Source organism: Micromonospora sp. NPDC005087 (assembly GCF_042872965.1).
GTDB lineage: Bacteria > Actinomycetota > Actinomycetes > Mycobacteriales > Micromonosporaceae > Micromonospora.
Window position 1 is genome coordinate 1 of record NZ_JBIALB010000030.1, and the last position, 14,777, is coordinate 14,777.

At 70.5% G+C, this 14,777-nt stretch carries 15 protein-coding genes; 7 read left to right on the forward strand and 8 right to left on the reverse strand.

Translation table 11 applies throughout. The annotated features are described in order from the left end of the window. Positions 1-688: 688 nt before the first annotated feature. The 3 genes from ACFYPS_RS33790 to ACFYPS_RS33800 form a co-directional block, all read right to left on the reverse strand. Positions 689-952 carry an SCO4848 family membrane protein gene (locus tag ACFYPS_RS33790; protein ID WP_354968482.1) on the reverse strand — a complete coding sequence of 88 codons (264 nt, stop codon included), beginning with the start codon at positions 950-952 and terminating at the stop codon, positions 689-691. Positions 953-1,041: 89 nt separating this feature from the next. Then, complete coding sequence (locus ACFYPS_RS33795; RefSeq protein WP_387330118.1) at positions 1,042-1,509, reverse strand: hypothetical protein; 468 nt, start codon at positions 1,507-1,509, stop codon at positions 1,042-1,044. A gap of 302 nt (positions 1,510-1,811) precedes the next feature. Continuing rightward, positions 1,812-2,135 carry a hypothetical protein gene (locus ACFYPS_RS33800; protein ID WP_387330121.1) on the reverse strand — a complete coding sequence of 108 codons (324 nt, stop codon included), beginning with the start codon at positions 2,133-2,135 and terminating at the stop codon, positions 1,812-1,814. 25 nt (positions 2,136-2,160) lie between these two features. On the opposite strand from ACFYPS_RS33800, the gene trpS reads away from it, so the two are divergent. The 5 genes from trpS to ACFYPS_RS33825 all read left to right on the forward strand — a co-directional run bounded on the left by trpS (position 2,161) and on the right by ACFYPS_RS33825 (position 6,906). Continuing rightward, complete coding sequence (gene trpS, locus ACFYPS_RS33805) at positions 2,161-3,219, forward strand: tryptophan--tRNA ligase (RefSeq protein WP_354968479.1); 1,059 nt, start codon at positions 2,161-2,163, stop codon at positions 3,217-3,219. A gap of 93 nt (positions 3,220-3,312) precedes the next feature. Next, entirely contained in the window at positions 3,313-4,524 is a 1,212-nt protein-coding gene (locus ACFYPS_RS33810; RefSeq protein ID WP_387330124.1) for a low temperature requirement protein A, read from the forward strand. Positions 4,525-4,630: 106 nt separating this feature from the next. Next, positions 4,631-4,981, forward strand: a complete 351-nt coding sequence (locus ACFYPS_RS33815; RefSeq protein WP_354968485.1) for a YciI family protein — start codon at positions 4,631-4,633, stop codon at positions 4,979-4,981. 2 nt (positions 4,982-4,983) lie between these two features. After that, positions 4,984-6,264, forward strand: a complete 1,281-nt coding sequence (locus tag ACFYPS_RS33820; RefSeq protein WP_387330127.1) for an RNA polymerase sigma factor — start codon at positions 4,984-4,986, stop codon at positions 6,262-6,264. A 42-nt stretch (positions 6,265-6,306) separates the two neighbouring features. Further along, positions 6,307-6,906, forward strand: a complete 600-nt coding sequence (locus ACFYPS_RS33825) for an HAD family phosphatase (RefSeq protein WP_354968477.1) — start codon at positions 6,307-6,309, stop codon at positions 6,904-6,906. A 21-nt stretch (positions 6,907-6,927) separates the two neighbouring features. Here ACFYPS_RS33825 and ACFYPS_RS33830 read toward each other — a convergent pair whose 3' ends face one another. Continuing rightward, positions 6,928-7,443: a DUF6194 family protein gene (locus ACFYPS_RS33830; RefSeq protein WP_354968476.1), complete on the reverse strand. Its 516-nt coding sequence runs from the start codon at positions 7,441-7,443 to the stop codon at positions 6,928-6,930. Positions 7,444-7,543: 100 nt separating this feature from the next. Here ACFYPS_RS33830 and ACFYPS_RS33835 point away from each other — a divergent pair, with 100 nt between their 5' ends. Next, positions 7,544-8,236, forward strand: coding sequence for a TioE family transcriptional regulator (locus tag ACFYPS_RS33835; RefSeq protein ID WP_387330130.1), 693 nt, complete (start codon positions 7,544-7,546; stop codon positions 8,234-8,236). On the opposite strand, the gene ACFYPS_RS33840 is transcribed toward ACFYPS_RS33835, so the two are convergent. From ACFYPS_RS33840 to ACFYPS_RS33855, 4 genes are all read right to left on the reverse strand, one after another. Next, positions 8,233-9,204 (reverse strand): zinc-binding alcohol dehydrogenase family protein, encoded by a 972-nt coding sequence (locus tag ACFYPS_RS33840; protein ID WP_387330133.1) that lies wholly within the window; start codon positions 9,202-9,204, stop codon positions 8,233-8,235. The genes ACFYPS_RS33835 and ACFYPS_RS33840 overlap by 4 nt on opposite strands. 157 nt (positions 9,205-9,361) lie before the next feature. Further along, positions 9,362-10,441: a WxL protein peptidoglycan domain-containing protein gene (locus ACFYPS_RS33845; RefSeq protein ID WP_387330136.1), complete on the reverse strand. Its 1,080-nt coding sequence runs from the start codon at positions 10,439-10,441 to the stop codon at positions 9,362-9,364. A gap of 90 nt (positions 10,442-10,531) precedes the next feature. Beyond that, on the reverse strand, positions 10,532-12,424 hold the full coding sequence (locus tag ACFYPS_RS33850) for a fibronectin type III domain-containing protein (RefSeq protein WP_387330140.1): 1,893 nt from the start codon (positions 12,422-12,424) through the stop codon (positions 10,532-10,534). Between the two features lie 223 nt (positions 12,425-12,647). Next, complete coding sequence (locus ACFYPS_RS33855; protein WP_387330143.1) at positions 12,648-13,967, reverse strand: HupE/UreJ family protein; 1,320 nt, start codon at positions 13,965-13,967, stop codon at positions 12,648-12,650. An 81-nt stretch (positions 13,968-14,048) separates the two neighbouring features. On the opposite strand from ACFYPS_RS33855, the gene ACFYPS_RS33860 reads away from it, so the two are divergent. Then, positions 14,049-14,723 carry a hypothetical protein gene (locus tag ACFYPS_RS33860; protein ID WP_387330146.1) on the forward strand — a complete coding sequence of 225 codons (675 nt, stop codon included), beginning with the start codon at positions 14,049-14,051 and terminating at the stop codon, positions 14,721-14,723. The last annotated feature ends 54 nt before the right edge of the window (positions 14,724-14,777 follow it).

Here is a 14,777-nt window from a genome sequence, read left to right on the forward strand (position 1 = left end):
CCAGTCCGGGGTATAAATCATAATTGGCACTGGCTTATCAAGCACCCTGTTGAGTTCTCAAAGAACAACCACACACCGATCAAAAGCCCCACTCGTGGGGCCCTGTTTCGGGGCTTTCCTACCGCGTCCCCGCCGCTCACTGGCGCCGGGCACTTTTACTACGTTACCTCACCGTCTTCGCCGTGTCAAACCGTGTGTCCCGGTCTGTTGTGCTTCGTACGGGTTGGTCCCGGCGCACTCACGCAGCAGCGGACCGCTGCGTCAGGTCGTCGGATTCGGCAGGCCGGCCGCTGCGGTGTCCCGCAAGCTCGCCCGGTGCCCTGCCGGTGCTGAACCTTACCCGGTCGGTTCCGCTGCACCAAATCCGCCTCGCGGCAATTTCGGCGAGCCCCGCCCGGACCGTGCCCCGCAGGAGCGAACCCCTGCCTGACCCGGCTGCCGACCCGATCCGGTGCTCCAGGACCTTCGTCCTGTTTGCCCCGTTCCGCGCTGGCAGAGAGAAAGTTACGCGTCCGTGGGTTTGATCGTCAAATCCGGGGCCAGCGTCCCGCGTCACACTTACTGCGTAGAGAAGTATCCGCAGCTCAGCCCCGGGTGGATAGCCCTCGAAGGGTCCGCACCGCTGCTCAAAGGGTTCTCGGGCCTCGCTGACAGTGACCAGATCGTGTGCCGACGCGGACGAGGATCGTCAGGCGGCTGGACGGTCCTGGCGTCGACGGGCGGCGAACCAGGCGCGGACACCGAGGACGCCGACGGTGCTGCCGATCGCCAGGGACGCCACGATCAGGAGGGCGTGCACCCACAGGAAGCTGGTGGGCGAGCCGTCGCCCACCGCGCCGGACGTCCAGGAGCGCGGGTCCTGCCAGATGGCGACCGCGAACCTCGGCCAGATCACCCAGGTCCAGATCCCGACTCCGACCAGGAAGAGGGCCCACCCTCGCGACAGCACCATGGCAGCCGAGTATGCCAGCGGAGCTGGTCACGAGCAGGAACGCCGAGGTGTACCGGCACGAGGGTGGACCGGTCCGTCGCCGGAGTGACTCAGAAGCAGGTCCCGATTCCACCGATCGCCGGGTTGGCCCGGTCGTGGTGGTGGACGGCGCCGCCCGGGTCGCCCATCAGGCCACCCCAGATCGTGCAACCACCCCGGGCGTACGCCCGGACGGGACCGGCGGCGTAGAGCCTGGTGCCGTCGTCGACCTGGGTCGGCAGGTACTGCGCGGCGAGGTAGACCTGCGTGCGGGTGAGCGTGCCCCGGTAGGCCGACTTCACCGTCGTCGTGCAGGCGAACCCGGTGATCCGGTTGTACAGCAGATGGACGGTGCCGAGTCGGCTGCCGGTCTCCGCGTCCCGGATCGGGTCCTGGTCGACCTCGACGTAGCCGAACCCACAGAGCGCCTGCGGGGAGTACGGATCGAGCGCGCCGGCCTGCGCCGCGCTGCCGGTCCCGGTGCCGAGGCCCAGCGCGAGCGCCAGCACGGCGCGGAACCGTCCAATGGTGCGGTACATCTGCGTCCCCCTTTTTCGACATTGCCCGAATGCGGGACCAGAATGGTCGGTGGCCCGCCCGTGATCGAATGTGCCGGGCAGACACAGCACCGCCATAGCCGATGTGCGATAAGCGGGCACAGGCATGCTGACCTGGGAGTTGGCCCTGCCGGTCATCGACGCGCCACGGCTATGACGTATTTCTCAGCCGGCAATACCGTGAACTCGAAATTGCCAAACTGTTTCCGGCGGCAGTGGGGCGGGCACTGCTGAACGGTACGAACCAAGACCGTCTCCGGAGGTGCCCGTGCAACCGTCGATCTTCAATCCCGGAGTACCGCGAACGCGTCGGCAGCTACTACGCCGAGCGCTACCGGCCACACCATGCGCGGCGCCACGGGTAGCGTGAAGCCGTGGTCCGGACGGGCATGAGCGCGGTGGAGGCGGTCGACACGGTCGACGGCCTCCCGCTCGGTGTCGTGCCCCCGGCCAGCTCCGGCGATGGCCGTGAGCAACTCCTGGACGTACTCCGTGCTGGTGGTCTGCGGTACCGCGCCGGCGCGCGATGGCGGACGGCTCGCTGAGCCGATCCCGCTGACCGAGAGGGCGAACTCGCCCCGCTCGGCGCGCGCCCACGCGTCGCCCACCTTCCCGCACGAGAGGCACACCACCATGTCCGTCGCACGAATGCTCACCGGGGACCGGCCCACCGGCCGCCTGCACCTCGGCCACTACGTCGGCAGCATCGCCAACCGGGTCCGGCTGCACCGGCGTTACGAGAGCTTCTTCATCATCGCCGACCTGCACATGCTCACCACCAGAAACCGCCGCGAGGACATCGACCAGGTCTCCGGCAACGCCCGCGAGATGGTGACCGACATCCTCGCCGCCGGCGTCGACCCGGCGCGGGCCACCTTCTACCTCCAGTCCGCCATCCCGGAGGTCGGCGACCTCAACACCCTCCTGCAGAACCTGGTGACCGTGCCCCGGCTGGAACGGGTGCCGTCGTTGAAGGACATGGCCCGGGACGCCGGCAAGGAGGAGATGCCGTACGGGCTGCTCGGTTACCCGGTGCTCCAGGCCGCGGACATCCTCTGCGTGAAGGGCGAGGTGGTCCCGGTCGGCCGGGACAACGCGGCGCACGTCGAGGTGACCCGGGAGATCGCCCGCCGGTTCAACCACCTGTACGGGCCGGTCTTCCCGGTCCCCGAGCTGATCCTGGCGGACACGCCGAGCCTGGTGGGCACCGACGGCGCGGCCAAGATGAGCAAGAGCCGGGGCAACACGATCGCCCTCTCCGACGATCCGGCCACGGTGCGCCGCAAGGTGCTCGGCATGTACACCGATCCGAACCGGGTCCGGGCCGACGTGCCCGGAAAGGTGGAGGGCAACCCGGTCTTCGCGTACCACGAGGTGTTCAACCCCGACCGTGACGAGGTGGTCGACCTCGCCCGGCGCTACCGGGCGGGGCGGGTGGGCGACGTCGAGGTCAAGGAGCGGCTCGTCGTCGCGCTGGAGGGGTTCCTGGCGCCGATCCGGGAACGTCGGGCCGCCATCGAGGCCGACCGTGGGCTGGTCGACCGACTGATCGTCGAGGGCACCGAACGAACCCGCCAGGAGGTACGGCAGACGCTGATCGAGGTCCGCCGGGCGATGGGGCTCACCGGCGCGTACCAGCAGGTCCGCCGGCGGGCCGAGCGGAGCCGACGGCGGACGGACGCCCCGGCGTGACGGCGGGCAGCCCGCGTCGTCTCGGCGCCGCCGAACGGTGAGAACGGCCGAACCATCGGTCGATGCGGCCCGGGAGTGGCGCAGAATGCGAGGATGAAGGGGATTTTCGGCGTTCGTCCGGCACCGGCTGCGGAGACGCACCGGCCCACGATGTTCGAAATCTTTTTCGACCTGGTCTTCGTCTTCGCGCTCACCCGGGTCATCACGTTCATGGCGCAGCCACCGACCGCGCTCACCCTGGCCCAGGGGCTGCTCCTCCTGCTGCTGCTGATCTACTCCTGGGGCCCGTACCTCTGGTTGGGAAACCTGGTTCGCGCGGACGTCGGCGCGGTCCGCGCGGCCACCCTGACGGCGATGGCCGCCATCTTCGTGGCCGCACTACTGCTGCCGGACGCGTGGCGGCAGGGCCCGGAGCTGTTCGACGCGCCGCTCACCCTCGCCCTGGCCTACCTGGTCACCCGGGCGGTGCAGCTCGGGGTGCTGTTCTGGGTGAGCGCCACCGACCCGCCGCTGCGCTCGACCCTCCGGTTCTTCGCCGTGCCGGCGACGGTGGCCTGGCTCCCGCTCATCATCGGTGCGCTGCTCGGTGGCGCCGCCCAGACGGCGCTCTGGACGCTGGCGTTCCTGGTGGACATCGGCGGCGCCCGGGTCGCGTCCGCCTACCGCCCGTGGCCGCTGCGCAGCCTGGACCACTTCACCGAACGGTTCGGCCTGGTGCTCATCATCGCGCTGGGCGAGTCGCTGATCGCGGCAGGCGCGACGCCGAGGTCGATGGCGCCGATCGGGCCCGGCCTGGTGGCGGCGCTGCTCGGCCTCGTCACCACGGTCTGCCTGTGGTGGCTCTACTTCGACCGGCTCGCGCCCGCCGCCCGGCAGTCCATCACGCTGGTGCCGCGCGACCGGCGGTCCGACGTGGCCGGTGACGCGTACGGCCTCGTGCACGCCCCCCTGATCATCGGTGCCATCTACATCGCGCTCGGCATCGAGCAGGTGCTCGGTCACCTCACCGAGGAGAACGAGGGCCCCGCCCGGTTGGGTTGGGTCGTCGCCACCGCCCTCTACGGCGGCGCCGCCCTCTACCTGCTCGCACGGTTGCTCTTCCGCCGGCTCACCGTCCGCGCCGTGCACCCGGCGCAGGTCGTCGCCGCGCTGGTGCCGCTGGCCCTGCTGCCGATCGGGCGGGCCCTGCCCCCGCTGGCCGCGCTCGCCCTGCTGACCGTCTTCCTGATCGGGGTCACCTGGTACGAGCGCCGGTTCGACCGACGCGGCCCGCACGTCCAGGCGGCGTCACCGGTCGGTCCGTGAGTCTCGGAAGATTCCTCCGGCCGCCGTGTCGATATCCCCGGGGCCTGTTCGTCGTCATGCTGTACGGCGTACCCGCCGCACCGAGAGGAGCCGAGGCGTGAAGTACATGCTGCTGTTCATGACCCCCGCGACCACCGACTGGGACGAGCCCGTCGACGGGTGCAGTTTCGAGGACTGGATCCGCTACGACCGCGAGATGAAGGACGCAGGGATCTGGGTGTCCGGGCATCCCTTGCAGGACCTGACCACCTGCACGAGCGTGCAGGTCGGTGCGGGCGGCGAACGCACGATCACCGACGGGCCGTTTGCCGAGACCCGCGAGGTGCTCGGTGGGTACGACATCATCGACGTGCCGGATCTCGACGCCGCGCTGGAATGGGCGGCCCGCAGCCCCGGTGCCCTCGGCGGCGGGTCGGTCCAGGTGCGCCCGGTCGCCGAGATCGAGGTGGAGGCCTGACGGTGCCCGGCGAGGGGGCAAGCGGCCCGGCGCAGGTCGGGTCGTCCGTCGAGGCGGTGTTCCGGGAGGAGCGCGGCCGGCTGCTCGCCTCGCTGGTGCACCGCTTCGGCGACCTCGACCTGGCCGAGGAGGTCGCCTCCGAGGCCATCGAGGCGGCGCTGGTGCACTGGCCGACCGACGGCGTCCCGAGTCGGCCGGGGGCCTGGCTGCTCACCACGGCCCGCCGCCGCGCCGTGGACCGGCTCCGCCGCGACCGGGTACTGGCCACCCGGCTCGCCGTGCTCCAGGCCGAGGCCGAGCGGGCCGACGCCGCTCCACCCGCCGACGCGGACCGCGACCTGCCCGACGACCGGTTGGCGCTCTTCTTCACCTGCGCCCACCCGGCCCTGCCCGCCCAGGACCGCGGCGCGCTCACCCTGCGCTTCCTCGCCGGCCTCACCACGGCCGAGGTCGCGCGGGCGTTCCTGGTGCCGCCCGCGACCATGGCCCAGCGACTCGTCCGGGCCAAACGGAAGATCCGCGACGCCCGCATCCCGTTCCGGGTGCCGGGCGCCGACGAACTACCCGAACGCCTGCCCACGGTGCTCCAGGCGGTCTACTCGGTCTTCACCGAGGGGTACGCCGCCAGCTCCGGCCCGGATCTCCAGCGGACCGACCTCGCCGAGGAGGCTATCCGGCTGGCCCGGATCCTGCGCCGGCTGCTGCCCGCCGAGCGGGAGGTCGCCGGGCTGCTCGGGCTGATGCTGCTCATCCACGCCCGACGTGCCGCGCGTACCGGGCCTGACGGCGGGATGGTCCTCCTCGACGACCAGGACCGCGGGCAGTGGGACCACCGCATGATCGACGAGGGGCGCCGGCTGGTGCTGGTCGCGCTGACCGGCGGACCACCCGGGCCGTACGGATTGCAGGCCGCCATCGCCGCGCTGCACGACGAGGCCGCCGACGTGGCCAGCACCGACTGGGCCCAGGTGGTGGCGCTCTACGACGTACTGCTCGGCCTGGTCCCCTCGCCGGTCGTCGCGCTCAACCGGGCCGCAGCGGTGGCCATGCGGGACGGGCCGGAGGCCGGGCTCGCCCTGCTGGACGAGTTGGCCGATGATCTGCGGCTGCGGGGCTACCACCTCTATCCGGCCACCCGGGCCGATCTGCTGCGCCGGCTCGGCCGGTACGGCGAGGCTGCGGCGGCGTACCGCAGCGCGCTGACGCTGGTCGGCACCGAGCCGGAACGGGCGCACCTGCTCCGCCGGCTGGAATCCGTCACCTCCGAGGAGCCGGCCGACTGAGCGGATCCGCTGGTTGGACGGCGTCCGCTGTAGCCTGCTCGGGTGAGTCTGCCTCTGCCCCCCGGCCAGTTCGCGGCGTACCTGTTCGACTGCGACGGCACCATCATCGACTCGATGCCGCTGCACTACCTGGCCTGGCAGCGGGCTCTGGACGAGTGGGGCTGCGAGTTCCCCGAGGACCTCTTCTACGCGTGGGGCGGCCGGCCGGCCGTCGACATCATCGTCACGCTGAACGAGCAGTACGGCCTGGCCATGCCGGTGGCGACCGTCGACGAGCGCCGGGAGAGCTACTACCAGGAGTTGCTGCCGCAGCTCGCCGCCGTGCCCGAGGTGCTGGCGCACATCCACGACGCGCACCGGCGGGTTCCGTTCGCTGTCGTCTCCGGCGGCACCCGGGCCTCGGTCACCGCCTCGCTCGGCGCGCTCGACCTGCTCGACCGGTTCGACGTGCTGGTCTGCGCCGACGACTACACGCGGGCCAAGCCCGACCCGGAAGCCTTCCTGCTCGCGGCGGAGCAGCTCGGCGTACCCCCGGGCGCCTGCCTGGTCTTCGAGGACACCGACCTGGGCATCCAGGCCGCCACCGCGGCGGGCATGGCATCGGTACGCGTCCCGCGACCCCGGGACCGATCCGAGAGGTGACGCGGCCGGCCGGCGCCGGGATCAGTCCGGGCGGTGCTGGCGGTCGAGCGAGCGTCGGTGCCGCCGCAGCGCCCGGTGATGCGCGTGCGCGAGCAACCGGTCGACCTCGGCCAGGCTGCGCGGACCCGGGTTGAGCACGCAGGCCCACCCGTGGGTGCCGTACGCGGGATGGGGGACGACCTGGTCGAGGGCGGTGAAGTCGACTGCGGAACGATGCTCGGCGGACTGCGCCGGCGGGTAGCCGAACCGGCGCTCGAACTCCTCGCGGCCGAGGTCCAGGCTGAGCCGGAAGACGCCGGGCCGGTCGAGTTTCGAGTCCTCGTCGAAGCCGGCGGTGTCCTGGCCGACGAGGGTGGCGAACGGCCGGCGACGGTCCGGCCCGACGAAGAAGAACCGATCGCCCCAGCTGGACCGCGGGGCGCCGGACGCCTCGTCGGCCTGCACGACGGCCACCTCGGGCAGCGCGAGGATGAGCTCGGCGACGTCGTCGGGGCCGAGGTCGAACGACCAGGCGGCGGGCAGTGATGAAGAAGCCATGACCTTCACCGTATCGTTGAACCACCCGTTGAGACTTCTGCGTCGATCGACTGAGGAGTGACAGCTGAACCCTCAAACCGCAGGACGCGCCTACCGGCCGGTGGACCTGGCTCGTGCGCATGGTATCTCCAGCCAGGCCGTCCGCAACTACGAGCGCGACGGCGTCATCCCGTCCGCCCGGCGCACGCCGAGCGGCTATCGCGCGTACACCGAGGTGCACGCCGCGGCGCTGCGCGCCTACCTGACCGTCGTCGCGGCGCACGGATACGCGACGGGCGGCGAGATCATGCGGGCCGCCGTTCGCAGCGACCTGGACACCGCCCTGCGCGCCGTCGACACCAGCCACGCGCAACTGCTGCGCGACCGCGAAACGCTCGACGCCGTCGAGACGACCATCGGGGTGCTCACCGCCGCACCGACGCCGACACCGCCGGGCCGGCCGCTGGCCGTCGGCGACCTCGCCCACCGGCTCGGCATGACACCGGCGACGCTACGGAAGTGGGAACGGGCCGGCGTCCTGTCCCCGGCGCGCGACCACCCCTCCGGGCAGCGGCAGTACGGCCCCGAGGACGTCCGCGACGCCGAGCTGGCCCATCTCCTGCGCCGGGGCGGTTACCGGTTGGACCACATCGCGACCGTGATGCGGCAGGTACGCGCGGCCGACGGCCCGGGGCCGCTGGCGGCGTCCCTGCACACCTGGCGGCAGCGCCTGGCCACGCGCGGACACGCGATGCTGGTGGCCGCCGGTCACCTCGCGAGCTACCTGGCGACGACCGAGCCGAGATCGCCCTAGCGAACCGTCAGCAGCAGCTTGCCGGAAAAGGACGTCTTGAGCCGCCGGTGCGCCTCCACCACCTTGCCCAGCGGAAACGTCTCGGCGACGTGCACCTCGAACGGTCCCGCCTCGATGAGCTCGTTGAGGCGCTGCAACTGCTCGGGGTTGGCGACGCCGTCGTACGCCCGAACCGGCGCGCCCGGCCGCTCGCGCGGCTCCGGCTGCACGCCATGGGGGTACGCGACCACGCCACCGTCGGACAGCGTTTCGGTGAGCCGGTCGAGCGTCCCGCCGCCGGCCATCGCCAGGATCCCGTTCACGCCAGCGGGGGCCGCTTCCCTGATCCGCGCGATCACCTCGGTCGGGTCGCCGTGACCTTCGAGGGACACGTCGGCGCCGAGTCGGGTCACCAGCGCCACTCCCTCCGGTCCGGAGGCCACGGCGACCACGTTCAGACCCTGCCGCTTGGCCAACTGCACGGCCAGGTGGCCCTGACCGCCGCTCGCGCCGAAGATCAACAGCCAGGCGCCCGCCGACAGGCTGAGGGCGTCCAGCCCGGCCAACGCGGTCAGCGCGTCGGTGGGCATGGCGCCCGCGTGCTGCGCCGACACACCCTCGGGCAGCTTCGCGGCGTACTGCGCCTTCGTCACCGCGTACTCGGCGTAGAAACCGCCCTTCGGCCGGGTGGTGGCGGCGACGTAGACCAGGTCACCGACCGCCACGTTGGTCACCTTGCTGCCGATCGCGGCGACGGTTCCGGCACCGTCGGAGCCGGGCACGATCGGGAACGCCGCGCCCTCGGGCACCAGCACGCCCTCCCGCTCGTACACGTCCCACACCCCGACGCCGGCGTTCCACACTTTGATCAGCACCTCGTCGGCGGCGACCTCCGGCACCGGCAGGATCCGCAGGGTGATCACCTCCGGCCCGCCGAACTCGTCGAAGGCCGCGGCCTGCATCTGCTCGGGCACATCCCCGTCAACCATGTGGATTCCCTCTCCGTGCCGGCGTCACCGTCGCAGCATGCCGGCTCCGGGACGGGCCAGGTCCGGGGCTGAGCCGCGTTCACCCACAAGGGCGACCGACGGCGCTCGGTCACCTCGGCGCCCTGGCGCCGCGCCTGCACGGGACGGCCGGTGACGCTCAGGACGTCTGGGGCTCCTGGCCGCGGAGCGCCTGCTCGACGGCGTCGCGCACCCGGACCTCCTCACGCGTGCTGCGCCGGACCCGGTTGCGGCGTCGGTACCGCAGCGCCGCGACGAGTGCGGCGACCAGTACGAGGAGCACCAGCGCCAGCATCCACGGCAGGGCCCAGCCGTGCGTCGTGGCCTGGACCGGCTTGAGGGAGGTGGTGGAACCCGACGCGTCGGTGAGCCGGGGCGTGAGGGTCGCGGTTGCCGCCAACCACACGGCGGGCGCCACGCCACGTACGGGCACCGTCACGGTCCAGCTCTCACCGGGAAGCAGCTCCGGCGGAGCCGCGACATCGCCCGCCCCGACCCGCAGCGAACCGAACGGGCCCGAGACCGACACCGCCTGCTGGCCGGAAAGGGCCGCGTTGCCGGAGTTGTGGATCTTGTAGGTGACCGTGGCGTCGCCCCTGCGGAACGGGTTGAGCGTTCCGCCGTACGTCACGTGCAGATCCTCGATCGCGAGGTTCGGCTTCAGTTCGCCGCCGACCCGCAACTTGATCCGGATACCGAGGCGCCGATCCACGTTGATGCCCTCGGCCTGGTCCGCCTGTGTCAGCGAGGTGAGGATGCCGCCGACGTAGTCGCCGGGCGTGGCGTTGTCGGGAACGCTGATCTTGAAGGGGACCTGGGCGGTCTTCCCCGGCTGGATCGTGACGCTGCCGCGATCGGCGTGGACCCAGGCGCCGACCGCCACGGACTTCCCGTCCCTGGCGAGCAGGTCGAGCTGGCCCGCGCCGGTGGTGAAGCCGTCGGCGGTGTACACGGCCAGGTTGAGCGGGACCGGGCCGCGGTTGGCGACGACCATCGCGTCCTCGACCCGTCCACCGGGGTTCACGGCGTAGCTGAAGCTGGACCGGGCTGCGCCGTAGCTGTTGGAGGCCGTCCGGACCGTCCAGGCGACGTCACCTTCCGCCGCCAGCGCGGGGCCTGAAGCCAGGCCGGCGACGGCGGAGGTGGCGAGCAGAGCCACGGCGGCGGTACGGAGGAGGGCGGCGACGGTCGATTTCCGGCGTGTTGGGGTCGTAGACATCTCGGGGTCCTCAGGCGGTCTGGGTTTTCCGGAACGAGCGGCGGGGTAAACGCCCGAAGGTGCCTACCCCGCCAGCTCAGGCAGGTCTGATCAGCTGCTCAGCGCAGTGATCGTGAGGGTGGTGCGGTAGCTACCCTTGGCGATGCTGTCCGGGATCTTCAGGTCCAGGTCAGCGCCGAGCTTGGCGCCACCCCGGGGGTGACCCTGCGCGGCAGCACCGAGGCCGCTGGAAACCGAGAGGCCCTTGCCCTGGTCGTCGAGGGACGACAGGACGGGAGCACCGGCCTCGGCGCCAGCGCCGCCGTCGAGCACGTACGGGGTCCAGCCCAGGTAGGAGCCGGAGAACGTCTTGTCGCCGTCCTGGAAGTCACCCACGTTGGCCGAGATCGACCACGGAGCGAGCGAGCGGCGGCTGTCCGACACGAGGATCGGGTTGATCTTGCCGGTCGCTTCGAAGTAGGTGCCGTTGCGCTCCTGCGCGACACCGAGGTCCACCAGGCCGTTGTAGCCGTCGATCGTCCAGCCGAACTCACCCGGGGCCGGGTTCGGCACGTTGACCTGGATGGCCTGACCGTCGCCGTGGTACGGGTGCACCGTCACCTTGTCGGTGACCGAGCCGATCGGCTGACCGTCCGGGGTGTTGACGCAGGAGAGGCCGTTCTCGACAGCCGCGTTCGGCGCCGCGCAGGTGCCGCTGCGGACGTTCGCCAGAACCAGCTTGTCGCCGCGCACCTGCACCTTGACGTAGCTGCGGACGTGCTCCTGGTTCTGCGTCGAGTTGTACCAGTACTTGGCCGGGTCCAGCGGGTCCGGGCCGTTGCCGCGGATGCCGGTGCCGGTGTCGTCCGGCTTCTTGATGTCGTAGTACTTCGAGCCGGAGGCCGAGTTCGCCGTCACGTAGATGACGCCACCCGGGCCGGGGAAGACGTCGGCAGCACCGGGCTGCTCGGCCGGGTTCTCCTTCTGGCCGTTCTTGATGGAGTAGCTGCGGGAGTAGCTGTGGTCGTGACCCTGCAGCACCATGTCGACGCCCAGGTTCGAGAAGGCCGTGGTGAAGTCTTCCCGCCGCTGCTTGTTGTCGTTGTCGGTCGCGTGGCTGGCCGGCGAGTAGATGGAGTGGTGGTAGACCAGCACCTTCCACTTGGCCTCGGAGCCGTGCTTGTTGATCACGTCGGTGACGTACGCGACGTGCGCCGCGTCGCCACCGGCGGAGCCGTCCGCCGGGTTGGCGTAGCTGTTGCTGTTGAGGTCGATGAACAGCACATCCTTGTGGATGAACCAGTAGTCACCGCCGGACCGGGTCGCCTGGTCCCCGCTGTAGTACTGGGACGAGCGGTCGGTGTTCGGGGTGAAGTGGTGCTGCTCGTAGGACTTGCCGCCGACGTCGTGGTTACCGATGGTGGCGACGAGGGGGTACTGGCGCAGCTGCTCAGGGGCCAGGAACGAGGTCCACTGCCCCTCGTCGTTGGCGCTCTCGACGTGGTCGCCGGCGGACACCAGCAGCTCGGCGTTCGGGTTGGCCGCGGTGGCGACCTTCAGGGTCTCCTCCCAGCCGGCCTGGTCCTTCAGCCGGTCGCCGGAGGAGCCGATCTGCGGGTCGCCGAAGAACAGGAAGTCGTAGTCGCCCTCGAAGTCCTGCGTCTTGAAGGCGTACGCCGGGGACCAGCTGCCCTCGGCACCGGCCCGGTACGAGTACGCCGTGTTCTCACGCAGGTTGGTGATCGTGGCGTGCCGGTTGAAGCCGGTGGTGGAGGTGTTCGCCGCGCCGACGGCGTCGAAGCTGAGCGCGCTGGCCGGGAACTCGCCGTTGACGATCTCGGTGGTCGGGGCGAGCTGGATCTTCTGCGCGGTGTCGGCGGAGGAGTACCAGGTCACCACGCGCTGGGTCTCGTTGGCGCCGACGCCGAGGATGACGCCCGTGATCGTGGTGGACTCGGCCGCGCTGGCGATGGCCGTCAGGCCGCTGCCGATGGCTGCGGTCATTCCGAGGAGTCCCGCTGCGACCCCGGCGACCACACGCCGCCGCACGAGCCCGGGGGCTCGTGTCGAGGTGCTCAATGTCATTGACATTGTTCCCTTTTCGAATAGAGAAATGGATGGTCTTCCCCCGACGTTGGGGAAGCGAATCCAAGCTTTCGTCGCGTGATGAACCAACCGTGAACGTGATCTTGCGGATGGCTGCACTTCGCGCATTACTTAGCCGTGCTCAGGATCCCGACACACGTTGCGCGAACCAAACGATCCCCATAATGGACACGCATGCGGAAATGGCTCCGGTCGCCCAGAGTCCCGTTTTCGGCGCTCGTCGCCGCAGCACGATCAGCAACGGGAAGACGATCGCGATGATCGCCAACTGCACGACCTCGATGCCGACGTTGAACACCAGCAGGGACCACAACAGGGTCCACGACCACGCCTCGTCGATGCCCAGCGCGCCCGCGAATCCCAGGCCGTGCACGAGGCCGAAGCAGAACACGACACCGAGGCGGATCCAGCCGGAGCGGTCCAGGCTGAAGTGGCCGCGGCCCGCCGGATCGAGGTCGGTGGCGTGGTCGCCGCGCCGCCAGATGCCCCACAGGTGCCAGCCGGCGACCACGGCGATCGACAGCGCGATGATCGGTTCCACGATCCTCGCCGGTACGTCGACCAGACCGAGGGCGGCCAGCATGAACGTGACCGAGTGCGCCAGGGTGAAGCTCGTCGCCGCGAGCACGATCTCCCGCAGGCGCCGCGACCCGGCGATGAGCGCCAGCAGGAACAGGATGTGGTCGATCCCGGACAGCAGGTGCTCGGCGCCCAGTAGGAAGAACTCCCCGAACCGCTCGTGCCAGGACTGGCCGGTCGAGAAGGAGGGGTTGCCGGCGTCGAGCGCAGCGCTGCCCGAACGGCCGTCGATCTCGTAGGTGACGATCGTCTTCGTGCCCTTGACGTAGCCCTCGTCGTCCGGGAACAGGCCGCTGCGCACCTCGTGCTCGCCGGTCCGCTGGGGACACGCCCAGTCGAGCAGCAGGTCCGCGTACGGCACGCCCTCACGCTCACCGATCGTCGCGTCGCCCACCCGCGTGGGCTGGCACGCCGCACCCTGTGCGGTCACCGCGAAGCGATCGGCGACATATCTGAGCGTCGTCTCGGCATGCTTGTTCAACGCTGCGGCCTGCGCCTCGGAGTCACCCGCGTCGAACGCGGCGGTGCCCTCCTGGAAGAGCGGATCGTTGTGACCGGCATCGGCGGCGGACACGACCAGGAGGTCGTATTCGAGCTCCACCGCAGTGCGAATGTGACCCTCGTCTCCCGGCGTGATTTTTGCGTAGACGGTCGACGAGAAGCCGTGCGCGGAGGCCGGCCCGGTTCCTAAAAAGGGGATAACCGCCGCAGCGATCCCGACAACAATGACGATAACGGTGCGGCGAACGCGCCCGAACATGCGACTCCCTCGGTTGGCCAGTGCACGCTGCATGCCGTGGGTGAACAGGAGCCCGCCCGCCGACGAACCGATGGAAAACAAAATCCTGGAGCGACGACGCACGCATCGGCGGTGGCCGGAATTGGGATAGGAATATGCAGAAGTACGAGCACCTTTTCCACCACCACTCGGAGGACGATCGCCTTGCGCCCCCCGCTTCGGGCGGTTGCCATGCTGGCCGCCGCCGCCGCGCTGGTCACCGGATGCAGCTCCGGCGACGACTGGTCAGAGCCGCACCCAAGACCCACCGCCATCGGCTCCCTCGGCCCGGGGTTCGTCGACCCTTCCACCACGCCCGCTCCGGAGGGGACGGTCCGGCCGCGGCCCGGTTCGTGGACCGGAGTCCACCCGTCCCGGGAATACCGGGTGGTGCTGCTCACCGCCGGCGACGACCAGCCGACCAAGACTCTCGTGACGGCCGTCGAGGGCTGGGCCGACGACGAACACCTCGATCTAAGGAAGGTCGTCGTGGGTGACACCCACGATGCCGTTCCGAGCATCACCAAGGCCATGGGGATGCACCCCGACCTCATCGTCAGCGCGGGCAACGACCTCATCGACGCCCTTGCGCTGGTCACCCCGAACCACCTGGACCAGCAGTTCCTCGTGGTCGCGGCGGAGCTGGCCGAGCCCACCCACAACGTGACGGCGGTCGACTGGGCCGGCGCGTCGTTCCGTGGTGAGGGGCTCGGCGCGTCGTCGACCTACGACCCCGCCTCGTTCACGGCCGAGCGCTGCGCGGCGGCCATCCGGGCGGGCGTGGCGGCCGTGCTCAACGACCTGACCGGGATCGTGGTCTGGCTCGACCAGCCCGAGTGATCGGGGTAAGCGACGTCCAGGGGCCCGGTGTGGAGACTGATGCCTCCACACCGG

What these genes read in the sequence shown, in the direction of transcription:
- ACFYPS_RS33790 (WP_354968482.1), bottom strand. Translation starts at nt 952, where the DNA reads ATGGTGCTGTCGCGAGGGTGGGCCCTCTTCCTGGTCGGAGTCGGGATC.
- ACFYPS_RS33850 (WP_387330140.1), bottom strand. Translation starts at nt 12,424, where the DNA reads ATGACCGCAGCCATCGGCAGCGGCCTGACGGCCATCGCCAGCGCGGCC.
- ACFYPS_RS33810 (WP_387330124.1), top strand. Translation starts at nt 3,313, where the DNA reads ATGAAGGGGATTTTCGGCGTTCGTCCGGCACCGGCTGCGGAGACGCAC.
- ACFYPS_RS33815 (WP_354968485.1), top strand. Translation starts at nt 4,631, where the DNA reads ATGCTGCTGTTCATGACCCCCGCGACCACCGACTGGGACGAGCCCGTC.
- ACFYPS_RS33845 (WP_387330136.1), bottom strand. Translation starts at nt 10,441, where the DNA reads ATGTCTACGACCCCAACACGCCGGAAATCGACCGTCGCCGCCCTCCTC.
- ACFYPS_RS33840 (WP_387330133.1), bottom strand. Translation starts at nt 9,204, where the DNA reads ATGGTTGACGGGGATGTGCCCGAGCAGATGCAGGCCGCGGCCTTCGAC.
- ACFYPS_RS33795 (WP_387330118.1), bottom strand. Translation starts at nt 1,509, where the DNA reads ATGTACCGCACCATTGGACGGTTCCGCGCCGTGCTGGCGCTCGCGCTG.
- ACFYPS_RS33830 (WP_354968476.1), bottom strand. Translation starts at nt 7,443, where the DNA reads ATGGCTTCTTCATCACTGCCCGCCGCCTGGTCGTTCGACCTCGGCCCC.
- trpS (WP_354968479.1), top strand. Translation starts at nt 2,161, where the DNA reads ATGTCCGTCGCACGAATGCTCACCGGGGACCGGCCCACCGGCCGCCTG.